Source organism: Flammeovirga aprica JL-4 (assembly GCF_012844305.1).
Classification (GTDB): Bacteria; Bacteroidota; Bacteroidia; order Cytophagales; family Flammeovirgaceae; genus Flammeovirga; species Flammeovirga aprica.
The window spans coordinates 40,608-59,331 of the sequence record NZ_JABANE010000018.1; the positions used below are offsets into that span (position 1 = coordinate 40,608).

At 33.0% G+C, this 18,724-nt stretch carries 10 protein-coding genes; 7 read left to right on the forward strand and 3 right to left on the reverse strand.

Annotation, left to right across the window (positions count from 1 at the left end):
* Window positions 1–104: 104 nt before the first annotated feature.
* Complete coding sequence (locus tag HHU12_RS08710) at window positions 105–563, reverse strand: GNAT family N-acetyltransferase (protein ID WP_169656354.1); 459 nt, start codon at window positions 561–563, stop codon at window positions 105–107.
* Complete coding sequence (locus HHU12_RS08715) at window positions 556–1,476, reverse strand: YihY/virulence factor BrkB family protein (protein WP_169656392.1); 921 nt, start codon at window positions 1,474–1,476, stop codon at window positions 556–558. Before HHU12_RS08715 ends, HHU12_RS08710 begins: the two co-directional genes overlap by 8 nt.
* 291 nt (window positions 1,477–1,767) lie before the next feature.
* On the opposite strand from HHU12_RS08715, the gene HHU12_RS08720 reads away from it, so the two are divergent.
* Together HHU12_RS08720 and HHU12_RS08725 are read left to right on the forward strand one after the other, a co-directional pair.
* Complete coding sequence (locus HHU12_RS08720) at window positions 1,768–4,674, forward strand: caspase family protein (RefSeq protein ID WP_169656355.1); 2,907 nt, start codon at window positions 1,768–1,770, stop codon at window positions 4,672–4,674.
* 154 nt (window positions 4,675–4,828) lie between these two features.
* A complete protein-coding gene (locus tag HHU12_RS08725) occupies window positions 4,829–5,083 on the forward strand; it encodes a DUF2492 family protein (RefSeq protein WP_169656356.1) in 255 nt (84 codons plus the stop codon).
* Window positions 5,084–5,191: 108 nt separating this feature from the next.
* On the opposite strand, the gene HHU12_RS08730 is transcribed toward HHU12_RS08725, so the two are convergent.
* Entirely contained in the window at window positions 5,192–7,396 is a 2,205-nt protein-coding gene (locus HHU12_RS08730) for a caspase family protein (protein WP_169656357.1), read from the reverse strand.
* Window positions 7,397–7,735: 339 nt separating this feature from the next.
* Here HHU12_RS08730 and HHU12_RS08735 point away from each other — a divergent pair, with 339 nt between their 5' ends.
* The 5 genes from HHU12_RS08735 to HHU12_RS08755 all read left to right on the forward strand — a co-directional run bounded on the left by HHU12_RS08735 (window position 7,736) and on the right by HHU12_RS08755 (window position 18,652).
* Entirely contained in the window at window positions 7,736–9,838 is a 2,103-nt protein-coding gene (locus HHU12_RS08735; protein WP_169656358.1) for a TonB-dependent receptor, read from the forward strand.
* Between the two features lie 234 nt (window positions 9,839–10,072).
* Window positions 10,073–13,477 (forward strand): leucine-rich repeat domain-containing protein, encoded by a 3,405-nt coding sequence (locus HHU12_RS08740; protein WP_169656359.1) that lies wholly within the window; start codon window positions 10,073–10,075, stop codon window positions 13,475–13,477.
* A gap of 90 nt (window positions 13,478–13,567) precedes the next feature.
* Window positions 13,568–14,842, forward strand: a complete 1,275-nt coding sequence (locus HHU12_RS08745; RefSeq protein WP_169656360.1) for a vWA domain-containing protein — start codon at window positions 13,568–13,570, stop codon at window positions 14,840–14,842.
* A gap of 172 nt (window positions 14,843–15,014) precedes the next feature.
* Window positions 15,015–16,130, forward strand: coding sequence for an AAA family ATPase (locus tag HHU12_RS08750; RefSeq protein WP_169656361.1), 1,116 nt, complete (start codon window positions 15,015–15,017; stop codon window positions 16,128–16,130).
* A gap of 5 nt (window positions 16,131–16,135) precedes the next feature.
* A complete protein-coding gene (locus HHU12_RS08755) occupies window positions 16,136–18,652 on the forward strand; it encodes a leucine-rich repeat domain-containing protein (RefSeq protein ID WP_169656362.1) in 2,517 nt (838 codons plus the stop codon).
* The last annotated feature ends 72 nt before the right edge of the window (window positions 18,653–18,724 follow it).

An 18,724-nucleotide genomic window follows, 5' to 3' on the forward strand; every position in this document is an offset into this window, starting at 1 on the left:
GATAAAATAATCGTGTTACTTTTCTAAGTTCATCAAAGTTAAATCTAATTCGGGATTTACGATAATGTTTCATTAAAAAAGATAAAATAGACTATGAAAAATGATTATTTCAACCATTCATACATATCATAATGCTCTTTGGTCATTCCCATGGCTCTATATGTTTTTTGGGCTCTATCATTATTCTTTTCAACATAAAGTCTTAGTCCCATTAATTCATCAGATGATTCAACTTCATTTTTTACAAATTCATACATGGCCTTAAAGATCCCTTTACGCCTATATTCTTCAATCACAAATAAGGAATGAATCCAAATTACATTCCCGCATCGCCAATCAGACCACTCATATAAGTTAAGCATAGAAGCAATACATTGGCCATTGTCTTCTACTATGACATACCTTCCGAGGTTTTGGTTGTCAAAGATGTGCTGAACTCCTTTTTTTACTGTCTCAAAATTCAGTTCTAAATCTTCTGTTTCCATGGCCATTTTCACTTGAAAACGGGCAATGGTATCAATCAAACTTCTATCTTCAGCGATCTTAATAGTATAATCAGACATTGTTTTTTATTTCTTTTTGTTGTCGAATTCCATGCCCGTACTTATGGGCATAGGCATAGGTGAATTCCGCTCCGTAAAACATCACTTGAACTGAATAAAACGTCCAAGCCATTACAATAATAATCGGTGAACCTGCTCCCCATGTGGAGGCCGTAACCATATGTGCCAGATAATAACGTATACCGTATTGCCCTAACTGAAATAGAATGGTAGTCACCAATCCACCTACAAATGCATCTTTTAACTTGATGTTCACATCTGGAATAAACTTGAAGATTCCAGAGAAAAGTGTGAACGACATGATCATGGTAGATAAAAAACGTATGATGGATATAAGTTGTATCGCCGCCAATGGCAACCATTCTTTTAAATAAGAAGAGGCAAAACTAATTAATGTATCAATGGCAATTAGTATCAGAAAGATCATCCCTAAACCTAATACCATACAGAAAGCAATCAAGCGATCCATGACTAACTCTTTGATTTTGGCGTGGCTCTGAGGTACTTTCCAGAATTTATTCAAAGCGATTTTGAGGGTATGAAAAGAAAGGGTAGAGGTGAAAATAAGGGTGCCTATACTGATCAATGTTGAGATTGTATTGTCTATTTTCAAGGCAGTAAGGCTATTGATCATAGACTCTAAATGCCGTGCTACTACATCACCGGCAATCATCTCCAATTCCTCAATCATATCTTCCTTGAGCTGATTTTCATCAAAAAATAAACTCAATCCAGAAAACATCAAGTTAAGTGCTGCAGGTAAAGAGATAATGGTATAATAGGCCAAAGAAGCTCCATAGATATAGGCGTGATCTAAATTGAACTCTTCCCAAGCTTCACTAATCAGGTCAAAGATTTCACTTATTTTCCTCCATAAGAAGCTTTTTCGTATTATGTTAATGTATTTTTTGATACCCTATAATTTAAAAAGTGAAAAATTCTAGTTTCAATTTATTTGATTGAAAATGTTTTTTTTCCAATAAAAAGTATTTAAATCAACGTAAAAATACAATTCTTGATTAAATTAGCATATAAGTTAATGTATTTTTATAGTAGAGCTTGTTCTAATCCCCTTTTTTGGAGATAAATGCATAATTGCATAGCTTTCATACATGCATTTTTTGTTACTTGAAAAGCGGTATTTTCAACAACTTTACCTTAGCCTTGTCTGCTTTTTTTGACTCAAACGGGAAAATTTACTCTTATGAATAATATTCTTATTACCCTTGTTATTTTTTTACTTTGTACCGGGAATTTATTTTCTCAAGAAAAAGACACTCATCTGGTGATTGATGCCAAGGGACACTCTTCTCTTGTAAGAAAAGTCTCTTTTACCTCAAACAATCAAAAAGTCATCTCTGTATCAGAAGACAAAACAGTAAGAGTATGGGATTTAAAATCCAATGCTTTGATTAAAACCTATTGGGGAGAACATACAGAAGGAAAAGAGGGAAGGTATAATGCTTTGGCGTTATCTCCTGACAACTCAATAGCGGCAGTGGGTGGTTTTTTACAGAATAATGAAATTAGAATTATTGATCTTCGAAGCGGACAACAAATTGCCTCACTTTTAGGGCATGAAAATGTAATTTCAGATTTAAAATTTTCTTCAAATGGTCAGTGGCTAGCCTCTTCAAGTGCTGATAAAACTGTGAAAATATGGTATATGCCTGAACTCACGGAAAATGGATTTAAAGATAAGCCTTTCGAAAAACTTACCATAAGCGATCACTCTGATGTGGTTTATAATATTGATTTTTCAGAAGATGGCACAAGACTCGTTACTTGTTCTTTTGATGGAAGTGTGAAACTGTATTCAATGGCAGTAGCAATGAGCAGTGCAAATCTTGCTAAAGTTTGGGAAACAAATTCGAAGTTCACCAATGTGGATATCTCAAGTGATAATCAATATGTAGTAGGTGGGCAGACCAATGGAAAAGTGATTGTATGGAATACTAATGGTACTGAAGTCGCTACTCTTACGGATACAAAAGGATTTATCAGCAGTTTGAATTTTTCTGATGACGGAGAGAAACTGATGGTAACGGATGCCAAAGGAAATGTATTTTTCTACAGTACTGATGTTTGGCTAAAAAGAGATGCTTTTAATGTGAAAGACGGTGTGATTACATCGGCCTCTTTTGCTCATAAATCTTCTGACTATGCCGTGATTGCAACAAGTTCTGAAGGAGTAATCAAAGTATGGGATCTGAAAAATAAAAAGGCCATCCGTGAATTTAGAGGAGGAGGGATTTCCAATAAAAGAATAGGCAGAAGTGATCAACTTAATTTCTCACTTTCTGTAAATCCTAAAATAAAACAGCCTTATAATAAAACGTTTGATTTTGAAAGCTTGACACTCGGTTTACAAAAGCCCAAGCAGACTGCTTTTAAAATGCCGGAAATTCAGCAGAATGGATTGATGTTGAAAAAAATGGGAGCATATACGTTGCAGTGTGGCACAGCAAAAATTGAGAATGACAAGAACAGAGATAAAGGGATTAATGCTTACTGCTTTACACCAAATGATGATATAGTAGTGGCAAGTGGCGGTTCTTTGAAACTTTATAATAAATCAGGTGCTCTGATCAGAGCATTTGAAGGTCACAGTGGTTCTGTAATTACGGCCAATGTTTCTAATGATGGAAAATACTTGATTTCGTCAAGTGCTGATCAAACTACAAAACTTTGGAACCTGCAAACAGGCGAACTTTTAGCTTCACTTTTTATTAGTGCTACCAACGATTGGGTATGCTGGTCTCCACAAGGGTATTATCATGCATCTGCAGGTGGTGAGCAATATATTGGGTGGTTGAAAAATAATGGAATCGGTCATCTTGCCACTTACTATCCGGTAAGTTTTGCGGGACAAGAATTCCATAAAAAAGATATTTTGATCAAGATCATTAAACTCGGTTCTTATGAAGCGGCTAAGAAAGAAATGATGTTCACTACAGTGGCACTTGATAACGTGGTAGCACAACAGCCAAAGATCAAATGGATTTCACCAACTTTCTCTAATAATGTACATGAAATCGGTAAACACGCAAAAGTAGAAGCAAAGGTAGAAAGTTTATCAGAACTGAATTCCTTAAAAATATTGGTAGATGGCAGACCAACGGTCGTTTCATTAGATAATGCAAAACAAGAAGGAGGAAAATTTATCTACACTATCAATAAAGATATTAAAGTGGAAAAAGATGAAGTGAACTTCCAGATTTTTGCAGCTAATACAAAGACCAAAGTGACTTCAGAACCTAGAAAAGTAGTTTCAAAAGGACCTACAAGAGAGAACTCTTTGGATATGGGCTTTGATTTGGAAGCAATGTTTAATTCTTCTGAAAACAAAGCTTCTCTAAAAACAAATATCTATTTATTAGCAATCGGAGTTTCAAAATATCAAAATTCAGAATTAGACTTGACTTTTGCAGATAATGATGCTGATGCCATCGCGGAGATTTATACAAAACAAAGCAACGGAAGCGTATTTAATGAAGTCAACATCAAAAAGCTGACAAATACTGACGCCAACAAGGCCAATATTGTAGAGGGCTTTAAATGGCTTTCAGAAAATGCTACTTCAAAAGATCTGGCGATTGTTTTCATTGCCTCGCATGGATTAAACTATGAAGATAATTTCTATATTATTCCTCATGATGTAAAACTAGATGACGTAAAAAACACAGCCGTAAGCTGGTCAGATTGTTCTAATGTCATGTCATCATTGCCCTCTCAAGTACTTATGTATGTAGATGCTTGTAATAGCGGTCAGTTAGGAAAAGATATTTCAAGATCCGACAATACGGAAAGCATCCGTCAATTATCTTCTGATGAAAATGGTGTAGTTATCATGTCAGGTTCTACTGGAGATGAAAGTTCATTAGAATCACCTGAGTGGCAGCATGGAGCATTTACTGCTGCTCTTATTGATGGACTAGGAGAGGGTAAGGCGGATTATTCAAGAGATAATATCATTTCTCTCAGAGAATTAGATTTGTTTATTGCCATGAAAGTAGATGAACTAACAGAAGGAAAGCAACATCCTACTACTCAAAAACCAAGTACAATCAGTTCTATGACCATTGGTGTAACAAGCGGAGAAGGGAATTAAAAACTTTCTTAAATCATAGATCAAAAATAGCAACCTACTAAAATGGGTTGCTATTTTTTTTACACAGTAAAAATTAGCAAACAAATGTAAATACAATAAAAGACTAATTTATCTTTTATTATATTTGTTCTATACAAAAACAAAATAGGACAAGATGAATACTACACACATACATGAAGTTATTTTCCTAGTGCAGGACAATGACGGAGTTTTTACAGAAGAAGGTTTAAATAATGCTATTGCTGAGAAAATGGGAGAGGATGTGCATTTTGTCGCATGTTCAGGAATTCCATTTCCAAAAGAAGAAGCATTAGCTTTTTTAATTGAAAGAGATAAAGTGCTAGTCAACAATGAGGGAAAAGTAGAGGTGCATCCCACAATGAAAATGTGTGACTCACATACCAGATAGTGTTTAATTTAAAAAAGGGATTGATATCCCTTTTTTTTATGTTTTATTATTTAAGAAGAAGGTACTGGATATTGAGGATGAAGAATCGGTGAAACTATTAGAAATAACTTAAAGTTCACCTAACTCTTTGAGCTGTTGGTATGCAAACTCATTATTATCATTTTTATAAGCTTTTTGATATAAAGTAATGGCTTTCTGTTTATTTTTTCTTACTCCGTCCCCATTTTCATACATATAACCTAGATTAAATTGAGCAGTAGAATTACCTTGTTCTGCTGATAATCTATACCATTTTACCGCTTCTGCATAATCTTGAGGAACACCATTTCCTTCATCATACATATATCCTAAATTATTTTGAGCAGTAGAATTACCTTGTTCTGCTGATAATCTATACCATTTTACTGCTTCTGAATAATCTTGAGGAACACCATTTCCTTCATAATACATATATCCTAAACTATTTTGAGCAGTAGAATTTCCTTGTTCTGCTGATAATCTATACCACTTGAAGGCTTCTACATAATCTTGAGGAACACCATTTCCTTCATCATACATATATCCTAAATTATTTTGAGCAGTAGAATTTCCTTGTTCTGCAGATAGTCTATACCATTTTAAAGCTTCTGCATAATTTTGAGTGACACCCTCTCCATTTTTATACATATAACCTAGATTAAATTGAGCAGAAGAATCACCTTGTTCTGCTGATAATCTATACCACTTGAAGGCTTCTACATAATCTTGAGGAACACCCTCTCCATTTTCATACAAATACCCTAAATTAAATTGAGCAGTAGAATTTCCTTGTTCTGCTGATAATCTATACCATTTTAATGCTTCTGTATAATCTTGGATTATGCCCTCAGCATGTTGGTACATATACCCTAATCTATTTTGAGCAGAAGAATTTCCTTGCTCTGCCGATAATTTAAACCATTTTAATGCTTTTGTATAATCTTGAGAAACACCCTGTCCATTTTTATACATATATCCTAAATTATATTGAGCAGAAGAATTTCCTTGCTCTGCCGATAATTTGTACCACTTTAATGCTGTAGTATAATCTTGAGTGACACCATTACCTTCATAATACATATATCCTATATTATATTGAGCTGCTGAATCACCTTGTTTTGCCGATAATTTGTACCACTTTAATGCTGTAGTATAATCTTGAGTGACACCATTACCTTCATCATACATATATCCTATATTATTTTGAGCGGCAGAGTTCCCTTGTTCCGCTGATAATTTATACCATTTTAAGGCTTCTGTATAATCTTGAGGAACACCTTTACCATTTCTGTACATATAACCTAACTTTAATTGCCCATCATCGTACCCTTGCTCAGCTGATAATCTATACCATTTTAAAGCTTCTGCATAATCTTGAGTAACTCCATCACCTTTTCTATACATATCACCTAAAAGAGATTGTGCTTCTTTATCTCCTGCAATTGCTTTTTTCTCAATTTTTTCAAAATCAGTTAGGATATGCATTATTCCTCCCATAAAAAATACACTACCTGTATCATCCAAACCAAAATGTCCATAAACAGGCTCGTTGTTGGTTTTGCCTGCGATATAATGATGTACTTGAGATAGAGTTAAAGGAGTTGTATTCCCTTGTATATTTTGCTTTAAAATTTCTAGAAATGAATAACAAAAAGAAGAATGATCACCTTCCTTCACATCAGAAATAACATCTTGTAGTCCTGATGTTAAATAAACCCTAGAGGATTTATCCAATTGTTCTTGTATATAATTGTCTATATTTTGTTCTTCTTCCTGTTTTGTACTTCGTGGAGCAAAAAAAGAAATAAAATCATCATTAAATTTTCCTCCAAAACCAACATCCAATACCAGTCCCACATCCTTTGCTGGAAAGGCATCTAAAACCCTTTTCAAACTTTTATACCCTATGTAAGAATCATAAGGAATATCATTTTCTCTAGAATCTTTAAATACTATAAAGCCATCTTTTTTATATTCGGAATCATAATCTCCATGCCCAGTAATATAAATCAGCAGTTGGTCTTCCTTTTTGATAAATCCTTGATAAGCAAGCAGTTTATTCTCAAACTCCCGCTTTGTAGGGGAGAGTAAAAGCGTAACCTCAAATTGATATTCTGCTGATAATATTTCAGCTACAGAATTAGCATCGTTTTCAGCATTTTTAAGAGTAGGCCATTTTGGTGAATCATACTGTTTTCCACCCACAATCAAGGCATAATGCTTCCCATTTTCTTGTGCAAGAAGAGAGTAGGTGAGGATGATAATTAAATGAAGAGAAATTACTATAGTTTTCATTGCTTAAGTAAAATTTGAAACACGAATATAATAATATTAATGTAATATGAAAATAACATTAGTAACTCAAATTATTTACTTCTGTCATTTCAATCAAATTGAGAAAATCATACGTTCATTACACAACTGAAGATCATATAGTTCTTTAGGTAAAATTACTAGTAGAGGGGAATTATCTTAAACATCTATTTAACATAATGTTTATTATATTCTATAGTGAAAGCATACTCTATTAAATAGATCTCTGATTTGCATTAATGATACATTATTTCTAAACTTTGTATTCTAAATAAATCTATTCTGAAAAGAGCAAACTGTAAAATACTTCAATCTTTGAAAATGAAATTTTTTAATATTCTGTTCCTGTTCAACTTACTTTCCTTAGTAACATTGGCTTATGAACCTGACTCGTTAAATTTAAATGCTGATACCACTGAGTTCAAAACTTCCAATGCTTTTCTTATAAATGAAAGTAATTACGAGACATTTAATAATTCATTTATCACAGGTAATGCTACTGGGGTTATTAGAAATCAGAATAATCCTCAATTGATGATGGATGGAATTCCTATAAATCCGTACTTCACCAATAATACACATTATAATGAGTTTCTTGGGCCTATGCATTTATTAGCTTATGATATTCAAAGTCTAGAGATGAACACATTGGAAAACAACAACCAAATTGTTTCTGGAAATTTCAATAATGCAATTAATTTTAATACTTACGATATTCAACTTGGGGAGAATGCTCCAAAATTTGAAGTGAACAATCTTACTTCCCTGGAATATCAAAATAGTGACACTTTGGGTTATTCAACTGTTTTCAATTTCAAAGCAGAAAAAAGCTATGATAAATTTGGTTATAGGCTTTCATTAAACAATGGATACCAAGATGATTATATTGTTGAAAATGGTTTACAAAGATTTGGAGGAAACATTAAATTAAAACACCAATTATCTGAGAGGATATTGCTTAATGGATTTATCGATTATACAAATCTAAAAGGATTGAACAGAACAGAAGAAAAAAGTGCAATGCTTTCTAAGAGACTCCTCTCCTATTTGGGGACTGATATTTCCGTCACAGATGCCTTATCTTTAAAAAGTAAATACAGTATAAATCATGTGACAGACAATGCTTTTAGAAGTATAACACAAAGTGAACTTTACTCCTATGAAGGAAGAATTTTTGATTCATTTTCCTCTCAAAATGATTACGGGTATAAATCCTCATTTTTTGATATAGGTCTTCAATTCAATAAAATCAATCCCAAAAACAACTTATTTCATTGGTCAGCTGGGTTTAGTCAGAATAAAACGAAGTACTCGATGAATACTCAAGAGAAAAGGTATTTATATGGTAGTGATAATGTTGTAAGACAGTCTTCAAAATTAAACCCTGAAGAAAAGGAAAACACTTTCTACGCAAAAGTGAAAATCCAAAGAAACTTCTACTCTATCAGCTATTTAATAAATCATACAAATTATAACTACGACTTAAGTTTCATATCTGAAAATAATAAATCATTTACAAATCAATTGCTTTCCTTAAAACTAGACCTCATTAAAAACAAACAACATAAGGTGGTTAATACTTTGGGTATAGAAGCGACTTATGGTAAACTAGCTAATTATTATTTTACGCCTTATATCAATTCTCAAAATTTCGATGATAGGATTATTGAAAACATTAATGATAATATTGAATTCAATTTATTAAGTTCTTTTTTAGGTAATACACTTCATCTAAGGGCCTCATATTATCAAAAAATATATGATGATTATCAAGGCACCATAAGTTATTATGTACCCAATGGCAGCTCTTTTTCTAAATCGATAATAGTAAATGATAACCTAGGAAAAATGAAACAGAGTGGTTATGAACTTATTGCTAATGCCAAAATTTTGAAGAACGCTGCTACGGATTGGAGCATGGGTTTTACATATTCAAATAATGTTATAGAGCTACAAACCAATCAAGATTTGTATCCTATTGTAATGGATGCTACAGTACAAAATAATCTATTCACGATCACTAATAGCTTTAGACTTAACAACCTCCAATTCTTTATTGAATTTGAAGGGAAAAATGGTGCAGATATACACCTCTATAAAAATAATATATCAGGTGCTTTACCTTACGCGCATGGAGAAGATAAAATTGTGACTGGGGTAAATAACTGGGCTGTACCTTCTGTAGAAACAATAGAGGAAATCTATAATTATATTCCTGAGACTAATTATTTTATCCTGAAAAATATAGGTGTAAACTACAAGATCAATAGTCATAAAAGTAATAATCAATACACAATTGGGCTTCAATACAATAGAATGAGAAGGTTTCATTACTATGTAAAAAACGCCGAACTCTATAGTGAACATTTTCAAAAACCTTCTTTTTTTGATACGGTAAGTTTGTCACTAAAAGCTCAGTTTTAAACGACGAATTAAGAAGGTAAAGTAAATGGTTTCCAATATGGCCCTAAGGTCTAAGAGCATGTTTGGAATATATACTTTAGAAGTACTGTAATAAATGTTTTCTACATTCATTTTACAAAAAATAATTTTGTCATAGCACATAATCATTGTAACTTGAATAGTTATTGAGCTGGAGTGTATAAAAATCGACTTATAAATAATGCTTACACTTTAATATCTACATTTTTTTTAATTATGAGCAAACAATCACTATCTCTGACACAAAAGTATGATTTGTACAGAAACAGGAATAAAGAAAAAGATGGAATAGAAAAGATTACCATAATAGGTAGAAAAGATTTTTCAGAGGAAGACATGTGGGAAGCCATTAAAGAATATCCTAACCTGAAAGAAATTAAGATTGAAGAATTTCATTCCATCAGCATCGTTCCTCTTATTTCAGAATTCAAAAAACTTGAAAGTATAAGGTTAGATGATATTCATACTTTAAATATTGATTACTCCCTTTTCAAATCATTGGATCATTTTAATGAATTAATATTTTACAATATTAAAAACTATCAGTACAAGAATGAAGATTGTATTTCAAACTTGAAAAGTTTGGAAGTAATGCGATGTAATTTTCTTCCTTTCAGTAAATCTTCAGCAGTATGGGGAAATCTTGAGAAACTAGACATTTGTAGATGTGAATTGGAATTTACTGAGATGTTGCCCTCTGTAAAAAACATAAAAGAGATTCGTCTTGTCAATCTAAAAAATTATGAACACCTAAGACACTTAGAAATACTCGAACATCTAAAAGTATTAAGTCTTGACACTGATGAAACAATCCCATTCCCTTCATTGAAAAAGTTCAAGCATTTAGAAAAGGTAAAAGTATTACAACTTGATAGAAATAGCCTAGATGAAATTTTCCAATCCAAAACACTTAAAACATTAGAAGTAAGTAATTCATCCCTTTCTGAATTTCCTACAGATATTGGGTTTCACCCGACTATAGAATCTGTAAAATTTAATTTTACCCCTTTTGATAATTATGACTACCTGAAAGCATTCCCTGAAATCACTTCTCTCCGTTTTAATGTCCGTGATGGAATTGAGGAAAAGAAAGGTGCACTTACAAATGAGTTATTGGCATCACTTAGAGCAGTGAAAAAATTAGAATTCAATGCTAGTTTGATTGCTCAAGACAGTATTATTCCTTCTCTTATTATACCCAACAATATTGAGGAACTGACAATTCATCCCGATTATCGACTAAAGGAAATTAATTTGATTTTTGAAGAAAATGCTGAATTAACTTCTTTCCAATTTTCAGGTTACAAGGAAGGTTTTAAAGCTGATTTTAGCCCATGCTACAAATTAGAAACAGTTAATATATTAGGCAGTAATATCACTAAGGAAACATTAGAAAGTTTGCCTGCTCAAATTAAGAATCTAATGCTTAAAAGAAGAGGTGATTCTGGTGAGGAATTTTCCATCAAACAAGTAACAGGGTTAGAGACCTTAAAAGTAGAGTCATCCGCTAAGTTAATTTTTGATTTTAAGAGTAATAAATCGTTGCGAGAAGTGAATATTGAAGTGGGAGAAGTTGATTGCACGTTTATGAAAGTAAATCAACTTGAAAGCTTTTCTATGAAAGTTCGGAATGGAAATTATTCTAGTACTATAGATAAAGCCTTCTTTCAATCTCCTCGCCTTAAAAAAGTTATTTTAGATTATACTTTTGGCGAGTTTAATGGCTTCACGTCTCAATTAGTTTTTGATGAATCAGAAGCAATTGCACCTTTAGAAGAAATCGAACTGAACATTGATAAAGGGTTTAAATTAGAAGGAGCTTTTGAAAAGCTGAGAAGTATCAGATTAAAATGTCATGAATCTGTAGATACTTATCCTCTTTTCTTGACAAAAGTTGACGTACTGAAAAGTATATCTATTGAAAATGGAAAACCATACAGTGAAGTCACAAGTCAAATTACCGAGATACCAACGCTTGACAATACTTTATACACTAACCTTGAAACCTATAGCATTTGTGGGAAAAGTCTAAAAGTGCCTTCAGCTTTTTTCCAATTACCTTCCATTGAGAGACTAAGCTTTTCTGCCACAGATCTAGTGGAGTTTGAAGAAATTACAACCACATCTACAGTCAGGTCTTTATCTTCCCACTCTGATAAAATCATTATCAATGGCGGGTTTGAACATTTAGAGAAAGTAATTTCATGTAATTTTTCTAAAAAAATAGTTGATGAGGAAAGTAATCAACTCAATATTTCAGGGTTAGGTCAGTTGGTCTACTTCCCTGCTTCTTCACATAGTGATTTACATCATCATAAGGATAAAATTGTTCCATTTATAGAACAAGTCAAAGCTTTAGCAACGAATTACAAAGTAAAAGAGGAATTATTTAATGCCGGATACATTGCATTGAAAAACAGTAAATGTAAAGGAATTATCTCATTAGAGGCTTGTATAAGTGCATTGTTTATAAAAGGTACTTTGTTGAAGGCTAGTTTAATTGACAGTTTAGCTTATCATTCACAAAAGGGAGAAGCCTCTCTTAATAAAGATAGTCAGTTGGTATTGATGGGGAAATTTGATTTTCCACAGAAAGAAATCATTGAAGCTTTCAAAAAAATAGGCATCTCAGCTGGAGCAAAAATTAATGAAAAAACGACTCATATTGCCCTTGGTAAAAATGTAAAGACAAAAATGAAGGGGTTTGACTTAACAAAAACTTTCGATTACCAAATCATCAATGCCACCAAAGCGCATGAAGTAGTACTAGGGCAACAGGATCAATACTTAGTGGAAGATGAGAAAAATGATGGTGTGCTCACAGAAAGCATTCAAGAATTGTTAGCTACTGGAACGGATGAGAATTTATTACTGGTGATCTCTTTAATTGAAAATGGAGGTGTTCCAGCATCTTTACAGGATGATCTTGTCTATAGGTTAAAGGTTTCTAATAATACAAGTATCAAGAAAAACTTGAAAAAAGTACTGTTGACTGCTTTGCCTGATAAATATCAAGTGATCATCAATGATAGACAAAGTTTATCTACGATTCATAAACTGACGGAATCAAAAACTAGCTTTCTCTTCCACGACTTAGTCAGAAAGTGGGGTGAAGACTTCACATTATATGCAGCTTTCCGATTTTTCAAAGAACACCAAAGAGGTTATTTTTTCCTTCTAACCTATACAAAACCCTATGACGAGAGACGAAAACCAATCATGGAGCACTTTGTTTATAGTAATAAGGTACACTGGCAACAGGTAAAAGTGAAGACGGACCGTCATTTCGAATTCCCTCAGGACCTTCCTTATTTTACTAAGGTGACTAGGCTGGAAGCTAAAAATTGTTACTTCAAAGATGGAACGACTGAGATGATGAAAGAAGTAAAAGATGTTGAATACCTTGATCTATCAAATAGTTCACTTAAATCTTTTGAGTTTGATCCAACACCTGTAAAGTCTTTAAAGCAAATTGATTTAAGTGAAAATTATCTTGAAGAATTTCCTAAAGATCTGATGAAAGTGACTACGCTGGAAAAGGTCAATTTAAAGAAAAATAGTTTCAGTGAAATTCCTGATGAGGTGAAAAAAGCTTTACCAAATTGTAAAATAATGATATAAATATTTGAAAAAATAGAAGAACGTAATCAATTTATGTTCTTCTATTCTACTTTTACTTTTGAAATAACTATTGTATTCAAAATTTAAGAAATGACTACAACATTAGAAGAAGTTTCGAAAACCAGTATTCAGCTTATCTTAAAAGAGCCTTTTTACGGTCACTTTTTTACAGGGCTTTTAAAAGAAGTAACGGGTAAAGTAGATACGGCCGCGGTGACAATACAAAGCTACAATGCTTTTAAGTTGATGGTCAATGAAGAATTCTGGCGAAGTTTAACAGACAAAGAACACCGATATGGATTAATCAAACATGAGATACTTCATATCGTTCTGAAGCATTTGCATAAGTATAAAGATTACGAACATAAATACCTTTATAATATTGCCGCCGATTTGGTGGTCAATCAATATATAGAAAAGCATCAATTACCAGAAGGAGGAATTACTTTGGAGCGTTTTTCTGATTTGGAGAAAGAACATAATTTTAAACTTCAGAAAGACCAAGATGTAGGGTACTATTACCACATTCTCAAAAAATTACTAAGTAAGCAAACTTCTGGAAAGAATAATACAGAAGAAAGTAATGATAACACATCTTCAGATCCTAATTCTCAATTGACAATCAATGATCTACTCGATGATAATAACAGCGAGCTAAAAAGACATCAATTGTGGAAAGCGATGGAAGAGTTGTCTGAAGGAGAAACCAAAATTCTTGATATCAATATCAATGAATTACTCAAGCAAACGGCACAGCGATTAATTAGTAAAGGGAAAACCAATTGGTGGGCAAGTTTGCCTGCAGGTCTTTCAGAATATTTAAAAGAACTCTTTAAATCGTTTGAACCTTCTGTAGACTGGCGACGTATTTTAAGGCTTTTTACTTCTTCAAGCTCTAAGACTTTTCTTAAAAATACACTGAAAAGACCTTCAAAACGCTACGGTACAACTCCTGGCATCAAAATAAAAAGAAAAAATAAACTATTGGTAGCAATTGATACTTCAGGGAGTGTTTCGAATGAGGAATTAAATATTTTCTTCGGTGAAATATACCATATCTGGAAACAGGGAGCTGAAATTCATGTGGTAGAATGTGATGTGAGAATCCACAAAAAATACCGCTACAATGGAATTCCTCCTGAAATTATCCACGGAAGAGGCGGTACAGCTTTTGAAGCTCCTATTGAATACGCAAACACAGAACTTCAACCCGATTGTATTGTCTACTTCACAGACGGTTATGCTTCTCCCCCTTCGGTTCAATCAAGATTTCCTTTGCTCTGGATGATAACACAAAGTGGCATTAGTGAAAATGATAATATTTGGAAGGAATTGAAGGGTCGAAAAGTGAGGATGAAAAACTAAGGAATTTAGAATGAAGAATTAAGGATGAAGAATGCAGGTGGTCCGTGATGTGGGTCTTGAAGGTTTATTATGGAACATATAAATGTATTGTAAAGACCTTCTACAAAAATGCAATTCTTCACTCTTCATTCACTATTATTCGATTTAAAACACAAAAAAATAAATATACAAAATGAGCACACAATCAAACCACAATTACACTTTTTACGGTACGCAAACGAAAGCACAAGAAGTTTATTCATTTGTCAATCACTTATTAGAATCCAATAAAGTTGCAGAAGAGAAAGGGAAAAAGCAGACGCCTATTTGCATCTGGGGACGTCATGGTATTGGTAAAACTGAAATTGTAGAACAGATTGCGAAAGAAAACGGTTATCAATGGTCTTATATTGCCCCTGCACAGTTTGAAGAAATGGGTGACTTGGTTGGGATGCCGACTGTTGAAGATGGAGTAACTACTTTTAAATCTCCGGAATGGGTGCCGACAGAAGAAGGTCCTGGTATTTTACTGATTGATGATGTCAATAGAGCAGATGACAGAATTTTGAGAGGTATTATGCAATTGCTTCAAAATTATGAACTGGTCAGCTGGAAACTTCCTAAAGGATGGCAAATTGTATTGACAGCGAACCCAGATGGCGGTGACTATTCGGTTACGCCAATGGATGATGCAATGCTGACTCGTATGATGCACGTTACACTGAAATTTGATTATAAAGACTGGGCATTATGGGCGGAGAAAAATGGAGTGGACGAACGTGGTATTAACTTTGTCCTCACCTACCCTGAAATTGTAAGCGGTGATCGTACTACTCCTAGAACCTTAGTACAGTTTTTTGATTCCATTGCTTCCATAAAAGACCTTACAGAAAACTTGGGACTTGTGCAGATGCTCGCTGATTCTTGTCTGGATGAAACTGCCGGCAATTCATTTATTGCGTTTGTGAATCAAAACCTAGAGAAACTGATTTCTTCAGAGGATATTTTGAATGCTAAAAAATTCAAGGAAGGTGTAGAAACAAAGATTGCAGATGTGGTACTCAAGGAAACTTTAAGAGTGGATATCATTGCCACAATTTGTACTCGTATGGTCAACTATTTGGAGATTAACACTAAAAAACTCACAAATGCACAATTGGATAGCTTAAAGCAATTTATCAAACTAGAATTCTTACCGAATGATATCCGATTAACGATGCTTCAAGACTTAATGACGTCAAAAAATGGGTCTGTGAAAATGGTTATGGCTGATGTGGAAATTGGTAAAATGTTACTTCAAAAAATGTAAGAATTATGTCATCGTATATTTATAATTTCAATCTGAAAACAGATTTATCGGAAATTGAGCCTTTAAAGGTTAGGTCTATTCATCTTCAATGTACTCAAGACGAATTTTATGAGACGTTTGAGTATGCGTTGCAATTTAAAGAATTGAACGATCTCAATATTTACATTCAAAATCGTGAGGAAAAATCGGACAACTTCAATTTAATTCTTCCAGAAACTATTTCTAATTTCTGCACACTGAATAAATTTTCATTGTATGCCGACAATAAAATAAATGTCACTTTACCTAAGATTTTATTTGAGTTAGAGTCTATAAGCGACATTAGTGTAGATAGAGTAAATGTAACGCTCCCAAATTCACTTGATAAAATAACTTCAATAGGCTATCTGTCTCTAAGTGAAGTGGTCAATCTCCCTTCTTTTTTCGAATATTTCCCTAACCTCACCTCACTTGTACTTGGATCATCCTACACATCTAACATAAATTTACCGAGTTCGATAGGAAACTGTACGAAATTGATAAACTTAGATCTATCTTATTTTAATAATAAGACATTGCCTTTTGATATCAGTAAACTAGCTTCCCTTCAGAGACTACATATAAACTATTTTACAAACCTGACAGCACTTCCAGAATCTATTTTCAACCTTAGTAATATTAATACATTCTTTTTAAAAAATACTGCTGTATCAGAACTTCCTGAAGGAATTGGGAAAGGGTTGACTTTTAATTCTATTTATCTTAAATCTAACCCGATAAAAGAACTTCCTGCTTCTTTTTATACGATGTCTTGTAATTCTATTCACCTTGAAAACAATCAGTTTGAAGCGCTAGACTTCAGGTTATTCAACATCAGTAATCTACGATACTTAAACATAGAAGAAAAGGTAACAGAGATTAATAATGTTGATCCAAAGTGGGTTAAAGAAAATCAAAATTTAGAAATTAGTTTTGAAGGAACAGCTTTTGATGTAATTCCTCCTGCCCTTCAGCTTTTACCTGTTATTAAATCTCTGAATATTAAGAACAGTAAAAAACTAGACTGCACAGGAATCAGTAAAATCAAAAAAATAGAAACTCTACACCTCTCTAATATCAAAGAGGAAAGCAAAGCTGAGATTATGAGTATCAAAAACTGTAAGCGTTTTGTTGGTTTTAGAGGAACCAGAACAGTTCATTCAGATGCTTCTAAGTTTTATGCTATTCTCTTTGGTTCCAATGTCACATTAACCCTCAAAGAGAAAATAATCAAAGTAATTCAGAAAAAAGAAGCTTTAGATCATTTCAGCATTTATGAATTATTGTGCAGTATTACAGTATCCAATAAAGAATGGCAATTGAAGGTGGAAAAAGTGCTTCAAAAAAGAATTTCGGAGCAATTGGAAGTGCCTTTAAATAAAGATTCAAACCTATTTATTCTAGGTAAAATATCAACTACGAAAACAGAATTTAAAGAGAAATATGCTCCTTATTTCAACATCAGCAATCGCCTAAATGATAAGGTGACGCATTTTGTGTTGGGAAGAATGCCGAAAGAAGTATTGAAGCTAGAGGAAGAACAAATTGATAAAAAGTTTATTTCTGAATCTGACCTTACGGATTATGTCAATAACATCAATCCAGGTTATATTATTGAAGAGGCAAGCAATGATTCTCAAATCAGTGACAATATTAAAAATTTACTCCTCTCAGAAGATGAATCAAGCCAATTGCTTGCTTTAGAAATGCTCAAAACAGGTGGTATTCCGAAGGACATTATCAATGAACTTTTCTTTATTCAGAAAACAACCAACAATAGTACAATTCGAAAAGCAACTGCAAATGTATTGAAAGCCAATGCTCCTAATGAAATGCTTGTGGCGGTCAATGATAGATCAGGTTTAAGAAATCCAGAGAAGTTTGAAGAATATGAACTTTATGCCAAATTCAAAAAGCTTAGTAAAAAATGGAATACAGAAGTAGCATGTCAATTGGCTTATCACATTTATCAAAAGCATAAAATAGGTCTTCGTTATATCGTTGTTTTCGGAAAGAAAACTACCCTATGGGAAAAAGTAATACCTTTCTTTTTAAAAGACGGTGTATTGGACTGGACAAGTGCATTAGGATATGAGAAAAGAACAGATGTTCCTAATTATCATGAGAGTTTTTTCAATGCTCATCGACCTCTTCCTAATGAAATTCTGAAGAATCATAAAGTGACAGAGCTAATTTTACACAACTCTAGACAGGAAAAAATTGAAGACACAATTTCTGAATACGTAGACCTTGAAATATTAGATATTTCATATAATGACCTGAATTCACTACCCTACTCGATCAGTGAACTTTCGAAATTAAAAGTACTTGATTTAAAGTATAATTTTAGCATTAAAGTACTTCCCAAAGGAGTATATGATATTCCTTCTTTAGAGCAACTTCATATCTCTGAACATGTGGAATTTAATGAAGAGATCTTCAAGAAAAAACTTCCAAACTGTCAGGTAATTAAATATGAATCAAAAGTAAAAATAGAATATTAATGATTTAAGAATGAAGAATGATGAATGAAGAGAAAATGGTTTTTGGGGTGGTCCGCAAAGTGCTTTTTTCGT